Raw genomic sequence first — 19963 nt, forward strand, 5'->3', positions numbered from 1 at the left:
TGCTAGTATCGTGGCAGAATGGGTAAGCTGGGGAAATACAACACTGCAGGCAACCGGTTTAGGTGCATACATCCAAGCCAGTACAACTACAGGAAATTTTCCTCAAATTGCTTTGGGTACGGCAATGATGTGTTTGTATGTGCTTACTTTTAATCACCTTATTTGGCGTCCGTTGTATCGATTAGCGGAAGAACGTTTTAATTTAAATTAGTGTTTGTGAGCTATTTATGTCTGAAACCATTATTGCTATAGAAAGTTTACGAAAGTCTTTTAAAAAAGCTTCTGAGCAAGATTTACTTGTGTTAGAAGACGTTAATTTTAAGCTGCAGGAAGGCGAAATAGTCGCCTTATTGGGTAAATCAGGTTCTGGTAAATCCACTTTATTACGAATTATTGCTGGTTTAATTCCTCCTTCAAGTGGTACGGTCACTTATAGAGGCAAACCTGTTGTGAGACCCGTTGCAGGTATTGCCATGGTGTTTCAGTCTTTTGCTTTAATGCCCTGGCTTACTGTATTAGAAAATGTGGAGCTAGGACTTGAAGCACAAGGTGTGAGTCGTGAAGAGCGTAGGCATCGTGCTATTGAAGCGATTGATATTATCGGTCTGGATGGATTTGAATCCGCTTTCCCAAAGGAACTTTCTGGGGGTATGCGTCAACGGGTTGGTTTTGCTCGTGCTTTAGTAATTAATCCTGATGTTTTACTGATGGATGAACCTTTTTCTGCACTGGATGTACTTACAGCCGAAAACTTAAAATCAGACTTATTGGAGTTATGGAAAGAAAAGAAAACCAATACTAATGGTATTTTATTAGTCACTCATAACATTGAAGAAGCGGCCACTTTAGCAGATAGAATTGTAATTTTTGGTAATGATCCTGGGTATATTCGTGCTGAACTTCCAGTAACTTTACAACAACCTCGGGATCCTCAATCTCCTGAGTTTCGCGCTTTAGTTGATAAAATTTATACATTAATGACTACCGGCCCCAAAGAAAAAGAAAAACGTGCGCAACGTGAGCGACAAATCGGTTTAGGATATCGTCTTCCTGACGTAGAACCCTCTGAGTTAATAGGCTTGACTGAAACCATGACTTCTTTTGCAGAGCGTATTGATCTCCCTGAGCTTGCCGACGAATTGATGATGAATATTGATGATCTATTCCCTATTTTAGAGACTTTGGAAATCTTGGGTTTTGCGAAAGTTTCCGCAGGAGATATTCAATTAAGTGATTTAGGCAAACAGTTTTCCGAAGCTGATTTGCAAGCGCGCAAACAATTGTTTGCGCAACGATTATTAGAAAAAGTACCACTAGCACGTTATATTAGTCGCGTTTTAGATGAAAAAGTAGGTCATAGAGTTTCTGAAGAACGTTTTTTAAGTAAGCTTGAAGATTATTTAAGTGAGAAAGAAGCCGAGCGTGTTTTGCGTACAATGATTGATTGGGGGCGTTACGCAGAGCTTTTTGCTTATGATTTTAATACAGGAATTTTAAGTTTAGAAAATCCTGGAGGTAGAGCGTAACTCTTAAAAAATACCCTTTGGACACCCATTAAGTTAATGAATGTCTAAAGGGTCGGTTGAACTTCTTATAACCAGCCTATAGTGCAATTTTAAGTCGATTTTCTTACTAAATAATCTAATATTTCGAATAAATGTTCGGGACTACCAGCCAATTTTACGTCTGTTTTGTATTTATGGTTTACGATAAAAGCAGGCACTCCACTAATTTGATAGGTTGGCATCAGTGCCATACCAGCTTGAACCTTCATCTCAATAGTTGCTGAATTTTCAAAAGCACTTTTAGCAATTTCTTTATCTACTCCTTGAGCAACAAAGAAATCGATCATGGTTTGTTTTGAATCTAATGGCTTTTTATCAGTTTGTATGGTTTTAAATAATAAAGGGTTTAATTTGTCAGAAAGCGCCAATGTTTTTGCAGTGTAATACGCCTTTGCATAAAGTTCCCAAGTGGGTTTAAATACGACGGGAATACGCTCAAATTGAATACTTTTTCCCATTTTATTAACCCATTCGTTAAGAGGCTCTTCTATTTTATAACACCAAGGACAGCCGTAACTAAAAAACTCCTGGATAATTGGCGTTTTACTTCTATTCGCAGTTGCTCCTAGATTAGAAATGATTTGATAATCTTTGCCTTCAACGAAGGATGTAGCTAACGCTATAGTTGGTACGAGTAAAAATAAACAAATTAATTTTTTTAACATTTTTAAATTCCCTAATGTAAACCTTCAATATAATGTGCTACCGCTTCCATATCTTCTTGACTCATTCTGCTGCTGATATCTTGCATGATATGGTTTAAATCATTTTTTCGTTTATGGTCTTTAAATGCCTGTAATTGCGATACTGTGTAGGCAGCATGCTGGCCAGAAAGCACTGGAAACCCTGCTTGCGCATTACCTATACCATTAGGACCATGACAGGCTATGCATGCCGTTATCCCTTTTGCAAAATCTCCTCCGCGGTAGAGTTGTTCTCCTCGGTGCAGAAACTCTTTCGGGGTACTTCCTTGGGCAAGTGGCATTTTAGCATAATATATTGCTAAGTCATCTATCTCTTGTTCACTGAGTGGTGCAATCAATGCACTCATGGTCGGAGCATTGCGTAACGTTCCTTTTTTTATCTCCTTAAGCTGTTTAATCAAATACTTTGGATGTTGCCCCGCCAAATTAGGCCATTCGGGATTAGAACTATTGCCTTTTTGACCGTGGCAGGCGGAACAAACAAGCGCTTTATTTGCTATGTACGTGGAATTTTCTTGGGCGTACATAACGATTGGAATGCATAAAATAACAGTTAGCGCTAATTTTTTCATCGATATCTCAGTATTTAGATTGTCATGCTAATAGTCATTAAAGTTCTTTCGAAATGCCACTGGATTAGCAAATGGTGCTTTGCAGCGAGTTTCAAAGAAGCCTATATGGGGTTTTTACAGCCCAATTTATGTTTTTTAGTGAAAGTTATATAAATTCGCAAAGTAATGGTACACTGCCTCGGTCAAAATCCCAAAATATTATATCTCATGTTAAAAAATCCTTATTCTAAAGTAGTATTTTTAAAAAGTGCCGCAAAAGTTATTCATCTACCTGAGGACACTGGGTATGAAGTAGCATTTGCAGGTCGTTCAAATGCAGGCAAATCCAGTGCTTTAAATTGTTTAACTGGAATTAAAGGTTTGGCACGTACCAGTAAAACACCAGGGCGTACCCAGTTAATTAATTTATTTAGTCTGGATAATGAACGTCGTTTGGTTGATTTACCTGGTTATGGATACGCCAAAGTTGCTCTGCAAGTAAAATTGGAATGGCAAAAACATTTGGCGCATTATCTTGAAATCAGACAAAGCTTAAAAGGCTTAGTGTTATTGATGGACGTACGTCATCCGTTAAAAGACTTGGATCAAATGATGATTGATTGGGCTTTAAATCGTGAATTGCCAGTACATATTTTGTTGACCAAGTCTGACAAGTTAAGTCACAGCGAAGTAAAAAATAGATTGCTTAAGGTACGTAAGCATTATGAATTAGCAGAACATTTAATTAGTGTGCAGTCTTTTTCTTCTTTAAAAAAAGAAGGAGTAAATGAGCTTATTGTTTTGCTTAATCAATGGCTGGCATTGACCTAAGCGACGATTCATAGCGGGGAACTGCAAAAAAGCTAAAGTCCAAGTGTTAGAGTAGCAGAAATTTATCACAATTTTTGCATGGAGCTTATGTCGTTCACTTGCTCCTGTTTCTCTTTTAACTTTTTTAAGTCAGATTTGTACTGATGTGCTTTTTTTTGAGCACTTAATCTATTAATTTCCCCTCTAAGATCCAAAATTACTTTCCCTGTACTAAGAGATGTAGGAATTCCTTGGGAGAGGAGCGTTGCACTCGGTCCCGTTAGGGCAGTGTTAATTGCTTGTGTAATAAGGCTGCCTGTGCCTAATAGAACAACACCAGTTGCTAGACCGACGGCATTAATTAATTCACTTGGTTTAGGAGCAGCACCAAAATTGATTAGGTTATAAAACATAGTCCCTAAACTTTTCATTGCAAGGGGGATATTAATTGCTAATGCAATGATGGTAGTTATGAGGGCTATAGGACCCATAATTGGTGTTAAGGGAGGTATTAATGCAAGGGCGGTTGCACCTATGGCAATAATTGATGCTGCTAAAGCGGTTTTGGAACCAAAGCGTTCACACTGATCAAGAAAATTTGAAAAAGAGCGCGAGGGCTTATTGGCATATTTAAAATTGAAGTCATTGGCTTGGTAATAAAACTTTTGCGCTTTATATAAATTTTTTAATAAAGCGCTTTTTTCTACTGGATTAAGAGGCGCTTTTTTAATTGAGCATTTAATTATTCCCAAATGATTATTGAATGCTTTTCTTTGCGACAAAACTTCAAATTTAGAAAAGTTATATTGAATACCATCTTTATGTATTAATTTACGTAATTTTTCCAATTGCGCTTCAATCAATGGTTGAGTCGTATTTTTTTGTAAAAAATGAAGACTGGCCGATTGTGAAAACAATAACTGACCAAACAGAATGATACTTTCTAATTGCTGTATCTTGCGCAATTTTTTTTCATGGGATTCATTGCTTTCATTAATATTTTTACGCACGATGGAAACAAATTCTAGTTGTTTTTCATCAAATTTAAATTGTGTCGACGGCGTAGAAATTCTAAGTGGTATTGCCATAAACTCCGGGCCAAATATAATTTGGCCTTTATTCAATTCATTGTCAGGCATTAATTGAAGTAGCTGTTTTCTTACAATTATTGAAATGGATTCATAGTCTTCTTTAGATAAAGTGACTTTCATAAGAGATATATAGTGGTATTTACTTAATAAAACTATAGTATAATTCCCGTCTAAATGCAGAAATCACAGAACTTATTTGCTGCTTTTGCAATCTGTTTTAGAAAAAAGTGAACGACTATTATTAAGGGTATTTATCCGTGTTTTCCATTAATTTTTTAAGACAATGTGGATTCGCTAAAGTTGATAAATCACCTAATTCTTCAAGCTCCTGAACTTCTTTACCCGCAATTTTACGCAAAATGCGTCGTATAATTTTTCCTGAGCGCGTTTTAGGTAATTCGTTGGTGAAGTGAATAATATCTGGTTTTGCAATGGAGCTAATTTGTTTTTTTACCTGAGCAATTAATTCAGCATATAATTGCTCAGTTACCGTGAAATTTTTCTTTAAGGTAACATAGGCATAAATACCTTGACCTTTCAAATCATCAGGAATGCCTACTACAGCAGCTTCAGCAATTGCAGGATGGCTGACTAAAGCACCTTCAATTTCTGCAGTGCCTAAACGGTGACCTGATACATTAATTACGTCATCGACACGGCCAGTAATCCAGTAATCGCCATCGTCATCACGTTTGGCGCCATCACCAGTAATATAATAACCATTAAGTAAATAGGTATCACAATAACGCTGATGATCTCCAGCAATAGTGCGTGCCATGGAGGGCCAAGGGTATTTTATTGCTAAAAGTCCTTCTCCAGCATGAGTTAATTCATTTCCCTCTTCATTCAATAGTACTGGAATCACACCCGGTATCGGTTGTCTTGCTGCTCCAGGTTTGATTACAGGATCATTGGCTCTAGGACTTATCATGATGGAACCGGTTTCTGTTTGCCACCAGGTATCAATAATGGGGCATCTCTTTTGGCCCACCTTTTCATAATACCATTGCCAGGCCATAGGATTAATCGGTTCGCCGACTGACCCCAATAAGCGTAAAGAGCTTCTTGAGCTTGAATCCAGCCATTGATCGCCACAACGCATTAAGCTTCGTATAGCTGTAGGTGCAGTATAAAATACATTGACTTGATGTTTATCGATAATTTGCCAGCTTCTTGAAGCATCAGGCCATGTGGGAATGCCTTCATAAATTAATGTTGTTATCCCATTACACAGTGGTCCATAAACTACGTAGCTGTGTCCCGTGATCCAACCAACATCTGCAGTACACCAAAATACTTCTTTTTCTTTACAGGCAAATATAAGTTGCTGAGTATAGGCTACTTGCACCAGATAACCACCCGTAGTGTGCACCACTCCTTTGGGTTGGCCAGTGCTGCCTGAGGTATAGAGAATAAATAAGGGATCTTCAGCATCCATTGGTTCTGGAGGACAATGGGTACTTACCTTGGTTTTTAATTCATGCCACCAATAATCAGTATCTTTTGCAAAAGCAATTGGAGCGGCGGTGTTTTTTATAATAAGACGTGGCAGAGATAAATGTTCACAGGCCGAATCCACCTGTTCTTTTAATGGAACTATTTTTCCACCCCGATAAAAGCTATCTGCAGTAATAAGACAGACACAATTGGCAGCAATTATACGCTGTCTTAATGCATGCGCAGAAAAGCCGGCAAATACGACGGTGTGAACAGCGCCAATGCGTGTACAAGCAAGCATGGTAATTATTGCCTCAGGAATCATCGGCAAATAAATGGCTACCTTATCTCCTTTTTTTACTCTTAATTGTTTAAGTACGTTACTCATGCGACATACTTCAGTGTACAATTCTGCATAGGTTAGTATTTTTTGCTGGTTAGGATTATCACCCTCCCAGATAAGAGCAGGTTTATTGGCGTTTTGAGGCAAATGTTTATCTAAGCAGTTCATGCTCACATTTAACTGTCCACCTTTAAACCAGGTTACATTTCCATGTTTTAAATCTCCATTGAATGCACTAGTCCAAGGGCGTAACCATTTTACAGTTTGGCTAGCTATTTCTGACCAGAATTCAGCCAAAGACTCTTCAGTGGATGTTAGTTTAGGCTTGGTCATCTGGTACCTCGTTACTGTGGGCAATGAGTTTTATAATGGCTGAAAAATCAGACTCGCCAAAGCCTTGATCAATAAAATGCTGATAAAGGGCAGTTGCTTTGGCTCCTAAAGGAGTTGTGATCTTGACCGAGCGAGCTGAATCTTGACTAAGCAATAAATCTTTAAGCATCATTGCTGCTGCAAATCCCGGTATGTAGTTGTTATTTGATGGAACATTTTCTAGCACTCCAGCTACGGGGGCATATTTACTCATGGCCCAACATTGTCCTGAGGAGCTGTTTACTACTTCAAATAGTTTTTGTGGAGATAACTGTAATTGTTCTGCTAAAACAAAAGCTTCAGAAATGGCAATCATTGAAATACCAAGAATCATGTTGTTGCATATTTTTGCTGCTTGACCACTACCGGCATTTCCTGCATGAATAATTTTTTGCCCCATTGCCGTCAGTATAGGCTGCGCTGCTCGAAATGCAGACTCTTCGCCACCGACCATGAAGGTCAATGTACCTGCAGTAGCACCAGAGGTACCACCAGAGACCGGTGCATCAATTGCTAAAATATTTTTGGCTTTAGCTAATTGATGCAGCTCATGGGTACTATTAACATCAATAGTGGAGCAATCAATGAATAAGGCTCCTGGTTTTATTACGCTAAACACTCCTTTTTTATCATCACAAACATTTATTACTTGGCGCCCGGTTTGCAGCATAGTAATGATAATGTCTTTTTCTTGGGCAACTTCTTGCAAGTTTTGGGCGATGATGCCACCTGAGTTGGCAAAATTCTGTAGGGCTAATTGTTGTAAGTCATATCCTGTGACCTGATGTCCTGCTTTAACAAGATTAATAGCCATAGGCAGACCCATATGACCTAAACCAACAAATCCAATTTTTGTCATTCATTTCTCCAGGTTAATCATGTATTGGCATAATAAAAGCATTTTCTTTTAATTTGCTCACCGGCCATTTGCTGGTCACAGTCTTCAATTTGGTATAAAAAGAAATACTTTCTGCACCGTGCATAGCGATGTCACCAAAAAAGGAATGTTTCCAGCCGCCAAAAGGATGATTGGCAATAGGCACAGGGATTGGAATGTTTATGCCAACCATCCCCACCTGAATACGTTGACTGTATTCACGCGCAGTAAAACCATCCCGAGTAAAGATGGCGGTGCCATTTCCAAATTGATGTTTGTTGACTAACTCTACGGCTTGCTCAAAATCATTAACGCGAACAATAACGAGAACGGGACCAAAAATTTCATTTTGATAAATAGACATTTGTTCTGTGACTTCATCAAACAGAGAGGGGCCTATAAAAAAGCCTTGATCATGCTTTGGATGTTTAAATGTTCGGCCATCAATAAGGAGTTTTGCTCCCTCATCTACTCCTTGGTTTATGGCTGTTACAACCTTTTGTTTATGGGCGCTACTAATCAATGGTCCCATATCAGTGCCGGATACATCGCCAGCATTGATCTTCATTTTCTGAATTTGTGGGGTCATTTTGGCGATTAATGCATCAGCAACGAGATCGCCTATTACCACTACAACTGAAATTGCCATACAACGCTCTCCGGCAGAACCATAAGCGGCGCCCACAATCGCAGAAGCTGCTTGCTCAAAATCTGCATCAGGCATTACCACGCAATGATTTTTAGCACCTCCAAAAGTATGAGCACGTTTACCATGCGCTATTGCTTTAGCATAAATAGACTGAGCTACAGGAGTCGAGGCCACTGCAGTTACTGTGGCAATATCCGGGTGAGTCAGTAAATAATCTACAGTTTCTTTGTTCCCATGTAAGCAATTAGCAACCCCATCTGGTAAACCCGCTTCGTGTAACAATTCTAATAAACGAACAGGTGTGGAGGGATCTTGTTCTGAGGGTTTCAATATAAAGGTGTTGCCACAGGCAATAGCTGGTACCATCATCCATATGGGAACCATAACTGGGAAGTTAAACGGAGAAATACCTACACTAATGCCCACTGGTTGTCTGAATGTGTGACAATCAATACCGCTGGCTACATCTCCAGAAAAGTCTCCTTTGAGTTGGTTCACCAGACCACAATGTAATTCGATCACTTCAATAGCTCGCGCCACAGAGCCTTTGGCATCATCGATTGTTTTGCCATGTTCTTTAGTAACCATTTTGGCTAAATCCATTTGATACTTTTCCATTAGTTCCTTGAATTTAAAAAGAATTCTTGCTCTTCTAATGGCTGGGGTTCGTCCCCATTCAATACCCGCTTCTTTAGCAGTAGTGATTGTCTTATCGCAAAGAGCTTGAGATGCAAAATGTACTTGTCCGATTAATTCACCTAATGCAGGATTATAAATAGGGTGGCTTGCAGTGCTTGATTCGTTAATTATCTTACCGCCTACATAATGTTGCACTAGGTATCCCATCATTAAACTCCCTTTATGATTTTTTTAATTAAGTTGAGCATTGTAATTGTTTCATAGAACTATTTATACAATAATAATGGAATTCCAGAAGTCAAAATAGAGAAATGTCAACCAATTCTCATAACTTCTAATGTAATTCCAGGACTAAGTAGTTTTAAGGATACTACGATGCCAAAAGGAAGGATACGTGTACCAGATGGGAGCAACTTATCAGATGAATTACGTGATAATTTAAAAAAACGTTTTCCTGATTATCAGTTGGAATTCTACTCTTTAGAACCTAATTATCCACGAAGTTTTAAAAGGCGAGTCAATGCTTTGTATCGTGCTTTTGAATTTCTTTTGGATGCCTCTCCTCCTTTTCCTTTAACTAAGGAAACTTTAAAAGCATATGCGGCAGAATGCAGAGCTGCTTATAATAACAGTAATTCAATAGAAGAATTACAAAACGAGCTAGTATATTTTACTGATAAAATAATCAATGCTGTTGGTGCAGGATGGAATAGATTGGCTCCAGAGGCAGTCGAATTATTAAATGAAGCCGAACAATATGATCTGATGTTCAAAGGTCGTGTTCATTTGGCAACACTAATTTCTATGAAGTTGAGTAAAGATGATGATACGGAATATGTACTTCAGCTGGAAGAATCACTACCTGCTCATTATAAGGAGATCATTGCTGAATTAAAACAAATAAAAGCTGAAGGTTATCCGAAAACTCCTTTTTGGTTTCGTGAGTCTGCTAGTGACCACTTCATGCAAGGTTATTTTTGTAATTTGACCACAGGAATACTTGATGTCATTGGTGACTTTGATAGTTTTTTGATTACTTGGAAAGAAATAAAATGTCAGGCAATCAAAATTAATAATGATTTGAAAAATATTGCTCACAGAAAATCACCACTTCCAGTTTGGTTTGATAAATTGCCATTGCATCATCAAGAAATGATGAGAGTATTAGCCACAGAAAAAGTAGTCAGCATTGATGAAAAACTTAACCAGTTTAGACTGAAGCTTATTGGTAAAAAATATCAGAATACATTAAATCAAATTACCAAGATTCCTCAATGGTATTGGGTATTGTCGGATCATCAACAATTTTTTTTGGAGAAGGTCCTTAAGAGTAAAACAACTGTGGAAGAAGCTGTGTCATTTATATCCAGTCGTCATCGTACTCTACCGTTACCAGCAAATTTTGCAAGTCATAGTTTATATTCGGTTACAGCTAAAGGGGAGTTCCGTCTGCTATTTTCTCCAGTAATGCGTTCAAGTCACATCGCATCGCGTGAGGGAATAAAACAAAAGTGGCCTCTTGCAGTACAACGTCGACACGTTCTTATGAACCTGCTCAAAGTGCTGGAAGGTGCTGGGCTGGATCAAGTTGTTTTGTTTCAGACTTTAGTTAGTCCTATACCACTTGTATCTTCAATTATCCCAGATTTTCAATTAAATCAAATGGCTCGATCTATCATTGGAAATGAAACTTTTGTACAGCCAACAGTGCAAACGAATCACCCATTGAATAAAGCAAAACTTGTTCTTTACACTGTAGAGACAGATCCTGATGTTGTGGCATTTTTAGAAGTTGTAGAACCTTATGCTGATAGTGTTCCGGGTTTGAATAAACTTCTTGAAAATTATAAGAATACCTTACAGTCTCGGCGAGGTTCAGCCACCGTTCTTGAATTAGTATGTGGCTTTGGTAGGGAGTTATTCCTGAGTTCTTTGGAGCAGATAATCATTTTACAGATTAAAGGTTATTCTTATGGGTCTTGTGTTAGCGGCAAAGATAGGAAAGCCATCAGTATAATCCATACGGATGCAATTGTTCTTTATTATTTAAAATATGGAGATTGGCCTTTATTTGAAGATACGGCTACTAATCGTGCTAATTTTGTTTCTTTAGTTACGGATCTTTATATTTCCAGACATCATCAGGAACACGCAGGGCAAAATGCGCCTGGATCTGAAGGTATTAAAACACCCTCTGAATATTTGCCTGCGGACATTACTTTAGAGATTACTAATCGTTTGGGTTATAACTCTTTAAAATATGATGATTTATTGGCTACAAATAATGAAGTAAGGAAAATTTCTAAAGGAAGCGTTCAACAGGGCAATTTAACTGCAGCAGACAGTTTGTTATGTAAGCTTATAGCCGAGCAACTGGGAGAAGAGCGATGTACAGAACTTTACAATGCATTATACCTGGCATTTAATGATATGAGCCAATTTGCCACAAAGTGTTGGAGTATCGGACGTTTCTTCAAAAATTCGGATAATCCTGAAGGAATACTGCAAATTAAATCGTTAATGAATAATCCAGATGCAGGGCCCAATAATGTGGCTCGCATTCGAGGCATCTTTGAAATTATATTAAGTCGTCGTGAGCAAGACTCTTCGCGCGCTGAGGCAACAAAGATAATTTATAATCTGCGCCAGTTATTAAAGCCTGATGAACGAAACAATTCTTTTGATGAACTATTTAAAATAAAAGTAGATGAGTGTACAGAGTTGTTTAATGCTTCTAAAAAGGAGCATTCTAAGTCCGCGATACAGACTAAAATATCTATTTAGAGGATGGCTAGTCGGAGGGTGATTTTTTCCAATAGGCGCCAAATAAATTGTTCTCTGTACTAAGTGTTTTGTTTAAAGTATATGTTCTAGTCCATAAACTAAAGTGCTCAATGCCAATACTTTTTGACACGCTAAAATTACCCCTGGCATAAAACAACTTCGATTGATGCTGTCATCAACAATAGAAAGGGTTTCGCCTGCATTAGCGAAAATAACTTGTTGACGGGCAAGTATTCCAGGTAATCGTAAAGAATGAATATTGATATCGCAGTGAGTGCCACCACGTATCCCTGGAATTAACTCTTTCAGATTTAATTTATTTTTTGGTTTTTTTCGCACCGCAGCGATCATTTCAGCTGTTTTAAGCGCAGTGCCAGAAGGAGCATCTAATTTTTGTTGATGATGAGTTTCAATAATTTCTACTTCAGTAAAATATTCTGCAGCTTTTGCAGAAAAAAGCATCATTAATACGGCGCTAAGCGAAAAATTAGGTACAATAAGACCCCCTAAACGTTGTGTTTCACAAAGCATCGTTAAATTTTTAATTTGTTCTGGTAGTAATCCGGATGTACCAATGACCGGATGGGCGTTATGTTGAATTATGGTCAAGCAATTCTGATAAACCACATCTGCCCGGGTTAAATCAACAACAACTTGTGCATTGGTATCGAGAATAGCCTCAGCTAAGTTATCCTGTTTACCCAGTTGAGCTACTAATTCAAATTCGGGATGATTGTGTAAGGTTTCACAGGCAAGTAGTCCCATTTTTCCTTTAGCCCCGTTTACTATCACGCGAATTAACATGGTACTCCTTGATTATTTTTTTTGTTTTGCTTTGGGAGAATATTCTGTGCGCCAGGCCCAAATAGTTGCAAAAGGCCAGCCAATCAAAGTAGCTTGCATTACCAATGCAACAAAGGCTCCTCCAGGATTATCATTGAGAAGCATAATAATCCAAGGTGCCACTATAGCAAAAAATGCAATGAGTATTCGTTTCATGATTTTCATGATAAAGATAATTAATTAAGGATTTAAATTAATTATAGGCTGATTATAATAAATTTCTCTACTTTGACCATAGGTTTTTATTAGAAATTACAGAACGTCTTGAGAACTGCTTAGAGTGCTTGCAAACAATCACTAAACATTGTACATTGTGCGCTCATTCTTAATGCGAATGATCGTATTACTTTCGAAATATATTTCTCAGACATAAAGATACTGGTTTTTGGCAACTTATGGCCTAGAGATATAGAGCAACTAATTTTAATCAAGGGTACACTAATGAGAAAACAGGAGCTGCACCCACGCACCGTCGTTATAAATAAAACTCAAAAAATACAGTCTAAGAATGCACGAACTAACGCACTCCTATGGCTTGCAGCGAATTTTCCCGCCGCATTTGATAATTCAGTTCGTATTCGTCCCTTAAAGACAGGTATTATGGAAGATATTTTGTTGCATGCAGATAAGGCTGCAGAAGAGGGTATTTCTAAGAGCAAATTGAGAGAAGCTGTGGTTATATTTACTCGGCGACTTGATTATTTAGCCTGCTTGAAATTACGTGAGATGCGTGTTGATTTACAAGGCAATGATGTGATTGAAGTGAGTATAGAGGAAGCGGAATATGCTGCAGTTAAGATCAAAAAACGTGTTGAAAAAGGTGTAAGAAACGCTCGTAAACTACTAGCAGAAAAAACTGCAGGTCAATTTAATACTAATAAGTTGCCAACAAGTTATCCAGTTAAGGCAGTTAGTCAATCCGCCGCAACGGATGAATATTTACCTAGTTATCCCGCACGTTCTTATGCAACGCAGAATATACCGAGCCAGCCAATTAAATCAGCAGCGGCAGTAATCGTCAAACATAAATCCACCCGTCAGTATGATCCTGATGCTGTAGCGCGTTTGAAAGAGAAGTTAGGTTTATCACGAAGTCTTGAAGAAAAAAAGGAAAGTATTGATTAGGCCGAACTAAATTTACGCAGTTGATGCTAAAAAATAATAAAAAATTGACTGATTAACTGGTGATAATGCGATAATTAAGGTTTTTTAGAGTACCTTAGTTGTATTAAAAATAACGTTTAAAATGGTTGGTATTACTGAAGGTCTGTTAATATCTCATTCAAGCTAGCGAGATGTTAACAGAGTAATTTGAGCAACTTATAATGGCGTTACATTAATAATTTCCATGCTGTTTGTTCCACCCTGAATTCCAATAATCCTACCGCGTGTTAATAAAACAAAACCTTTGTTCTCAATATGTTGTGATGTTATTAATTCACTAAGCACTTGTTGGTTTAAAGTATCTGCTGCAAAATGGTGGTAATTCATGAATACAGGAAAAACATTACGCGCTAAGCTTAAACGACCCAGGGTTCGTTTATTAGCTGAAACAGCAATAATAGGCACTGTACCCTGTTGTCTGGAGATCCATAAAGCAGTGTCACCAGATTCAGTTAAAGTAATAATTGCTTGAATGGGAAAAAGATTGGCTGCATGCATTGTTGCTATTGCAATGGCTTGATCGGCACGACGACAATGCCAGACTTCAGAAGTGCTCTGGTAGTAAAAACTGGCATGTTTTTCCGCGCTTAAGCAAATTTTATTAACCATACTCAAAACTTTTACCGGAAATTGACCACTGGCTGTTTCTGCAGATAACATAACTGCATCGGTACCATCTAATATTGCATTTGCTACATCAGAGACTTCCGCTCGAGTAGGCTGAGGATTGGTAATCATTGACTCCATCATTTGGGTTGCTGTAATAACTAATTTATCCAAACGACGTGCTTGTTTAATAATATTTTTTTGGATGGCTGGAACTTCAGCTGCGCCAACTTCTACACCTAAATCACCACGAGCAACCATAATTGCATCTGCTTCCTCAATGATCTCGGTCAGATGTTCAAGAGCTTCAGAGCGCTCGATTTTTGCGATAATAGGTGTTTTTTTTGCGCCAAATTCATTCATCAGTGCTCGTGCGTGCCGAATGTCTGATGCATCTTTCACAAAGGACATACTAATGTAATCTACTTCTGCACTAATGGCAGTACGCAAATCTTGGATGTCCTTATCGGTTAGAGTTCTGGCTGCTAAACCGCCTCCTTTTCGATTTAAACCTTTTAGATCAGATAAAATTCCTCCTTCAATCACTATACAATGAATTTTCGAATCGGAAAGGGATTTTACCTTCAGTTCAATTAACCCATCATTAATCAGCAAATGATCGCCTGGGGTCAATTCATACGCTAAATTAGGATAAGCGACGAATACCTCATGAACATCACCTAATTGCTCAGAATCAAGGCAATTTAAGGTGAAATTTTGTCCGTCTACCAGAGTAATGGCTTTATCTTTGAAGCGACCTATGCGTATTTTAGGTCCTTGTAAATCAGCCATTACGGCTAGTGGTTGTTTCAGTTCTTCAGCAATTTGTCGTACTAAGGTAATTAATAGGAGTGCAGATGCATCTGCATCTGTATGGGAAAAATTAATGCGTACGACATCGACTCCAGCAGTCAACATGGCACGAAGTATTATTGGATCACTGCTTGCTGGTCCTAAAGTTGCAACTATTTTAGTTTGACGTAACATTTTTTTTGCGCTCCTGCAAAACGGCAACGGCTGGTAATGTTTTTCCTTCCAAACACTCCAAAAATGCACCACCTCCTGTCGAAATATAAGATATTTGCTGATTCAGATCATACAGATCGATTGCGGCTAAAGTATCACCACCTCCAGCGATTGAAAAGGCATCACTTTCCGCAATAGCAATTGCTAGAGCACGAGTACCGTATGCAAATTGTGCAAACTCAAAAACGCCAATGGGACCATTCCAAATAATGGTTTTCGCCTCATTGATGATATCTACATAGTCACTGACTGTTACGGGACCAATATCAAGAATCATATCGTCAGCAGCTACGTTGAGCAGTGATTTATTATATGCTGGACAGGTTTCACTAAACGTTTTACCTACCACAACATCTGTTGGTAAGGGAATATGACAGCCTTTTTCTTCAGCTAGTTGAAGAATAGAACGCGCCTCATCAAGTAAGTTGGCTTCATAAAGTGATACGCCAATTTCAAATCCTTGCGCTTTAAGGAACGTATTGGCGATGCCTCCACCGGGGATAAGGTAATCAACCATGCCAACCAATTGTCGTAATAAGGTTAATTTAGAGGAGACTTTGGCACCGCCAACAATGGCAACAATAGGTTTTTGTGGTGCTGCCAGAGCTTTTTCTAAGGCCTTTAGTTCTCTAGTTAATAATGGACCCGCGACAGCTATGGGAACAAATTGAGCGACACCACAAGTAGATGCTTGTGCACGATGAGCTGTACCAAAAGCATCCATAACAAATACATCACAAAGCTTAGCAAGTTTTTGTGCCAGTTGTGCATCATTGCTTTTTTCGCCTAGATTAAAACGCACGTTTTCACAAACTACTAATTCACCCGGGCTAACCTCCACGCCATTAAGGTAATCAGTCACAAAACGGACTGGATAGTTTAATTCCTTTTGTAAATAGTCTGCTACAGGTCGTAGTGAAAAACGTTTTTCAAAGGTTCCTTCTTGTGGACGACCAAGATGTGACAATACCATTACTGCTGCTCCAGCTGCCAAAGCAGCTTGCAGAGTAGGCAAGGCAGCTTGCAGTCGTTGATCGCTGGTAATTATTCCATCTTTGATGGGAACATTTAAATCTTCGCGAATTAACACTTTCTTTCCTGAAAGGTCTATGTCGCTCATTTGTATCAGATTCATTATTCTCTCCACACAGGTTTTTAGCAATTCATCATTTTATATGCTGTATCTAACATACGATTGGAGAAGCCCCATTCGTTATCATACCAGGCAACCACTTTAACTAATTTGCCAAATACTTTAGTTTGAGTGGTGTCAAAAATAGCAGATGCTGGATGGTGGTTAAAATCAGAAGATACTAAGGGTTCATCATTGATTTGTAAGGTACGACTTTTTGCTTTACGGACAATATCATTGACTTCGTCTACCGTGGTTTCACGTTGAGCTGTGAACGTTAAGTCAATCACCGATACGTTAATAACAGGTACACGCATGGCAAAACCATCAAGTTTTCCAGCCAATTCAGGTAAAACTAGCCCCACTGCTGCTGCAGCACCTGTTTTAGTTGGAATGATGTTGTGTGTTGCGGCACGAGCACGGTGTAAATCTTGATGACTTCCATCCAAAAGCACTTGATCATTGGTATAAGCGTGAATTGTATTTAATAAACCATTTTCAATACCCAAAGCATCATTTAATGGCTTCACAACAGGTGCTAGACAATTTGTAGTACATGATGCATTGGACACGATGATATCAGATGCTTGCAAGATATTGTCGTTGACACCATGCACGATAGTTGCATCGACATTTTTGCCCGGAGCAGAAATCAATACTTTTTTTGCACCTGCAGTAATATGCTGCATTGCTGCTGAACGCTCAGTAAAGAACCCGGTACACTCAAAAACGAGATCAATATTTAATTCTTTCCATGGTAAATTTATTGGATTACGCTCAGCAGTGATTTGGATAGGATGTCCGTCAATGATGAGCATATTGCCTTCAGTAGCTACTTCAAATGGAAAGCGTCCATGTGTTGTATCATAACGAGTGAGGTGAGAGGTAACTCTCATCTCAGATAAATCATTGATCGCAACGATTGTAAATTCATTTTGTCTGTTGTATTCAAAAATAGATCTTAAAATACAACGACCAATGCGACCATAGCCATTAATCGCGACACGTATTGTCATACTATTTCTCCCAATTTAGGTGCTTTACTGTCTTTTAAGTACAGCGATTTACACTATTTTATATTTGCTTACAGTTAGGGACGATTAACATTTTTATTCGTTCGACGAAATGTCAACACATCCTGAAGTTTCTAAAGTTTTAACTATTCGTTCTACGGTAATATCTAAAAAATCATATGCCTTAGCTGCTGGTGAAGATACACCAAAACGATCCAGACCAATTACTGCACCCTTTAGCCCAACAAATTGATACCAATAGCAAGTGCTGGCTGCTTCAATTGCAATGCGTTGTTCAACTTCTTGGGGTAAGACATAATTTCTATAGCTCTGGTCTTGTTCCAGGAAGCGGTTAGCGCATGGCATTGAGACTACTCTTATTTTTAGTCCTTTTGATTTTACTTGTTCTGCTGCGGCAATGGCTAACTGAACTTCCGAGCCCGTCGCGATTAAGATGGCATTAGGGGTGCCTTCACAATTCACAATAATATAAGCTCCTTTTTTAATTAATTCAGCAGCGTTTGCCGTATGGGGTAATGCCGGTAAATTTTGTCTTGATAGCAGTAAAGACGTGGGCCCATTATGATGCTCCAAAGCGCTTTGCCATGCAACAGCCGTTTCCATTAAGTCGGCAGGTCTCCAAACGTTCATATCTGGAGTCATACGTAACATGGATGCATGTTCTACAGGCTGATGCGTGGGACCGTCTTCACCTAAGCCAATAGAGTCATGAGTAAAGACATAAATAACACGTTGTTTCATTAGTGCACTTAAGCGTATGGCATTGCGCGCATAATCAGCAAAGACTAGGAATGTTCCTCCATAAGGAATAAAGCCACCGTGCACTGCTAAACCATTCATAATGGCAGCCATAGCAAATTCCCGCACTCCATAATATAAATAATTACCGGAAAAATCTTCACGGGTTATGGGTTTGCTTCCTTGCCAATCTGTATTATTAGAACCGGTTAAATCCGCAGAACCACCCAGCATCTCTGGTAACAAATGTGCAAAATGTTCAATGCATTGTTGTGATGCCTTGCGAGTCGCTACAGCTTTTTCATTAGTGCGACATTGTTCGAGAAATATCTTGCTTTGACTTTGCCAATCATCAGGAAGATCACCATTAATACGGCGCAAAAACTCATTATATTCTCTTGGGTAACGTTGCTGGTATTGATGCAATAAAGATAACCATTGTTGTTCTTGGTGATTGCCTTCTTCTACATGATTCCATTGTTGATAAATCGCATCTGGGATCACAAAAGGAGCATGATGCCAATGAAAGAATTCACGTACTTTTTCAATATCCTTAGCGCCTAATGGTGAGCCATGAGACTTTTCGCTTCCGGCAACCGAAGATCCTAAACCTATTATTGTGTTGCAGATAATCAGGGTGGGTTGAGTTGTATTCGCTTTTGCTTTAACAATAGCTTCTTCAATTACATCCAAGTTATGGCCATCAATCGCCTCTATAACCTGCCAATTATAAGCTTTAAAGCGAGTTGCAGTATCATCAGTAAACCATGAGTCTATTTTTCCATCAATAGAAATACCATTACTGTCGTAAAAAACGATCAGTTTTCCTAACCCTAATGTTCCAGCTAAAGAACAGCTTTCATGAGAGATTCCTTCCATCAAACAACCATCACCAACAAATACATAGGTGTGATGGTCAATTAAGGGGTATTCCGCATGATTATAGCGACTGGCTAGTGCCTGTTCTGCTATTGCCATGCCGATTGCATTGGCTAAACCTTGCCCTAAAGGTCCTGTGGTAGTTTCTACTCCAGGAGTATGGCCTAATTCAGGATGACCTGGAGTTTTTGAATTTAACTGGCGAAAATTTTTCAGCTCTTCTATAGAAAGATTATAACCTGTCAAGTGTAACAATGAATAAAGCAGCATTGAACCGTGCCCATTCGATAAAACAAAGCGGTCACGATTAAACCAATGTGGATTTTTAGGGTTATATTTTAAAAATTTTTTCCATAAAACAGTGGCAATATCAGCCATGCCTAAAGGCATTCCCGGATGACCTGACTGAGCCTGCTCAACTGCATCAATACTTAAAATACGAATGGCGTTCGCTAATTCACTTAAACGATTCATGCGTTCTCTTCTGCGCTATACCAGTGCGCTATTGTCGCTCAGAAGACGTGAATCAGCAAGAAAACAAGCTTATTTTTAATTTTCGAATATATTACAAAGAATAGTTGAAGTCCGGATAAAAAATAAGATATAAGCATTTATAATGCAATAGGTGAAAATTTTATACCCATATATTTTTATTTTAAAGCAAATAATTTCACTTTTTGTATATTTTTTGTTAAGATAAAATTTGTTAATTAGTTCAA

General features: G+C 38.5%; 16 protein-coding genes and 1 pseudogene. 5 read left to right on the plus strand and 12 right to left on the minus strand.

Going from position 1 to position 19963, the window contains the following annotated elements:
• Together WA877_RS09355 and WA877_RS09360 are read left to right on the plus strand one after the other, a co-directional pair.
• Window positions 1-211 (plus strand): annotated as a pseudogene (locus WA877_RS09355) (sulfonate ABC transporter permease); the annotation flags it as partial.
• A 16-nt stretch (window positions 212-227) separates the two neighbouring features.
• Window positions 228-1526, plus strand: coding sequence for an AAA-associated domain-containing protein (locus tag WA877_RS09360; RefSeq protein WP_425170652.1), 1299 nt, complete (start codon window positions 228-230; stop codon window positions 1524-1526).
• An 89-nt stretch (window positions 1527-1615) separates the two neighbouring features.
• Here WA877_RS09360 and WA877_RS09365 read toward each other — a convergent pair whose 3' ends face one another.
• Together WA877_RS09365 and WA877_RS09370 are read right to left on the minus strand one after the other, a co-directional pair.
• Window positions 1616-2230, minus strand: coding sequence for a thiol:disulfide interchange protein DsbA/DsbL (locus tag WA877_RS09365; RefSeq protein WP_425170653.1), 615 nt, complete (start codon window positions 2228-2230; stop codon window positions 1616-1618).
• A gap of 11 nt (window positions 2231-2241) precedes the next feature.
• A complete protein-coding gene (locus WA877_RS09370; RefSeq protein ID WP_425170654.1) occupies window positions 2242-2841 on the minus strand; it encodes a c-type cytochrome in 600 nt (199 codons plus the stop codon).
• Between the two features lie 207 nt (window positions 2842-3048).
• Between WA877_RS09370 and yihA the strand changes: the two genes are divergently transcribed.
• Window positions 3049-3651: a ribosome biogenesis GTP-binding protein YihA/YsxC gene (gene yihA, locus WA877_RS09375; RefSeq protein WP_425170655.1), complete on the plus strand. Its 603-nt coding sequence runs from the start codon at window positions 3049-3051 to the stop codon at window positions 3649-3651.
• A gap of 65 nt (window positions 3652-3716) precedes the next feature.
• On the opposite strand, the gene WA877_RS09380 is transcribed toward yihA, so the two are convergent.
• The 4 genes from WA877_RS09380 to WA877_RS09395 all read right to left on the minus strand — a co-directional run bounded on the left by WA877_RS09380 (window position 3717) and on the right by WA877_RS09395 (window position 9245).
• On the minus strand, window positions 3717-4841 hold the full coding sequence (locus WA877_RS09380) for a hypothetical protein (protein WP_425170656.1): 1125 nt from the start codon (window positions 4839-4841) through the stop codon (window positions 3717-3719).
• A gap of 121 nt (window positions 4842-4962) precedes the next feature.
• Window positions 4963-6834, minus strand: a complete 1872-nt coding sequence (acs, locus tag WA877_RS09385) for an acetate--CoA ligase (protein ID WP_425170657.1) — start codon at window positions 6832-6834, stop codon at window positions 4963-4965.
• Window positions 6821-7732: a 3-hydroxyisobutyrate dehydrogenase gene (mmsB, locus tag WA877_RS09390; RefSeq protein WP_425170658.1), complete on the minus strand. Its 912-nt coding sequence runs from the start codon at window positions 7730-7732 to the stop codon at window positions 6821-6823. The genes acs and mmsB overlap by 14 nt, the downstream gene beginning before the upstream one ends.
• Window positions 7733-7745: 13 nt before the next feature.
• Entirely contained in the window at window positions 7746-9245 is a 1500-nt protein-coding gene (locus WA877_RS09395) for a CoA-acylating methylmalonate-semialdehyde dehydrogenase (protein ID WP_425170688.1), read from the minus strand.
• Window positions 9246-9413: 168 nt separating this feature from the next.
• On the opposite strand from WA877_RS09395, the gene WA877_RS09400 reads away from it, so the two are divergent.
• A complete protein-coding gene (locus WA877_RS09400; protein WP_425170659.1) occupies window positions 9414-11822 on the plus strand; it encodes an oxidoreductase in 2409 nt (802 codons plus the stop codon).
• Window positions 11823-11894: 72 nt separating this feature from the next.
• Here the strand turns inward: WA877_RS09400 and dapB are convergent, their stop codons facing one another.
• Both dapB and WA877_RS09410 read right to left on the minus strand, forming a co-directional pair.
• On the minus strand, window positions 11895-12626 hold the full coding sequence (gene dapB / locus WA877_RS09405; protein ID WP_425170660.1) for a 4-hydroxy-tetrahydrodipicolinate reductase: 732 nt from the start codon (window positions 12624-12626) through the stop codon (window positions 11895-11897).
• A gap of 12 nt (window positions 12627-12638) precedes the next feature.
• Window positions 12639-12821, minus strand: coding sequence for a hypothetical protein (locus WA877_RS09410; protein WP_425170661.1), 183 nt, complete (start codon window positions 12819-12821; stop codon window positions 12639-12641).
• A 285-nt stretch (window positions 12822-13106) separates the two neighbouring features.
• Here WA877_RS09410 and WA877_RS09415 point away from each other — a divergent pair, with 285 nt between their 5' ends.
• Entirely contained in the window at window positions 13107-13790 is a 684-nt protein-coding gene (locus WA877_RS09415; protein ID WP_425170662.1) for a ProQ/FinO family protein, read from the plus strand.
• 195 nt (window positions 13791-13985) lie between these two features.
• On the opposite strand, the gene pyk is transcribed toward WA877_RS09415, so the two are convergent.
• The 4 genes from pyk to tkt all read right to left on the minus strand — a co-directional run bounded on the left by pyk (window position 13986) and on the right by tkt (window position 19718).
• On the minus strand, window positions 13986-15422 hold the full coding sequence (gene pyk, locus WA877_RS09420) for a pyruvate kinase (protein WP_425170663.1): 1437 nt from the start codon (window positions 15420-15422) through the stop codon (window positions 13986-13988).
• Window positions 15406-16596, minus strand: coding sequence for a phosphoglycerate kinase (locus tag WA877_RS09425; protein WP_425170664.1), 1191 nt, complete (start codon window positions 16594-16596; stop codon window positions 15406-15408). The genes pyk and WA877_RS09425 overlap by 17 nt, the downstream gene beginning before the upstream one ends.
• Window positions 16597-16616: 20 nt before the next feature.
• Window positions 16617-17609 carry a type I glyceraldehyde-3-phosphate dehydrogenase gene (gene gap / locus WA877_RS09430; protein WP_425170665.1) on the minus strand — a complete coding sequence of 331 codons (993 nt, stop codon included), beginning with the start codon at window positions 17607-17609 and terminating at the stop codon, window positions 16617-16619.
• Between the two features lie 93 nt (window positions 17610-17702).
• A complete protein-coding gene (tkt, locus tag WA877_RS09435; RefSeq protein ID WP_425170666.1) occupies window positions 17703-19718 on the minus strand; it encodes a transketolase in 2016 nt (671 codons plus the stop codon).
• Window positions 19719-19963 lie beyond the last annotated feature (245 nt).

The sequence above is a fragment of the Legionella sp. genome (assembly GCF_049790535.1).
Classification (GTDB): Bacteria; Pseudomonadota; Gammaproteobacteria; order Legionellales; family Legionellaceae; genus Legionella.